This window comes from Anaplasma marginale str. Florida (assembly GCF_000215485.1).
GTDB lineage: Bacteria > Pseudomonadota > Alphaproteobacteria > Rickettsiales > Anaplasmataceae > Anaplasma > Anaplasma marginale.
Genome location: NZ_AFMS01000007.1, coordinates 1 through 520, shown reverse-complemented (window position 1 = coordinate 520; position 520 = coordinate 1). Strand labels below are relative to the sequence as shown.

The 520-nt window shown below is 51.5% G+C and carries 1 pseudogene; it reads left to right on the top strand.

Annotated elements, in window-relative coordinates:
* A pseudogene (locus GAC_RS00295) lies at positions 1-215 on the top strand (P44/Msp2 family outer membrane protein); the annotation flags it as partial.
* Between the last annotated feature and the right edge of the window lie 305 nt (positions 216-520).

Sequence of the window (520 nt, the reverse complement as noted above, 5' to 3'; positions counted from 1 at the left end):
CGGTGTTCACTGAGGGCGCAGATGCAATCTCATCAATGGACACCACTGCCAGTGGTACTAGTAACACCATCAGCTTGCAGGGGATGGCGGGCAACATTAATAGCCTGACAAAAGATGAGAAGGCCATAGTTGCTGGGGCTTTTGCTAGAGCTGTTGAAGGTGCTGAGGTTATTGAGGTTAGAGCTATCGGGTCTACTTCTGTAATGCTCAATGCCTGGCATTACCACCTACACAGTTGAAGTGCTTGGTATCACAGACATAACAAAGCCACTATCTATACACTCCTGGCATCCCAGTCTAACTTGGTACCACACAGCATCTCCCGACCTCTAGCGCCTCATCTCGTACCTCCTGCCCTTGGCACTCAGCCCAACTTGGCACGACCACCACAGCTCTCTGCACCATCACTACCCAGCAGCACAGTCAAAGCTCTTTCCTCCCACATCACCTACACCTTTGGGCTGGTACCTGTATGCTGTGAACAGTCAAAATCCTTGGCCCCTTCAGTACTGACCCCAGC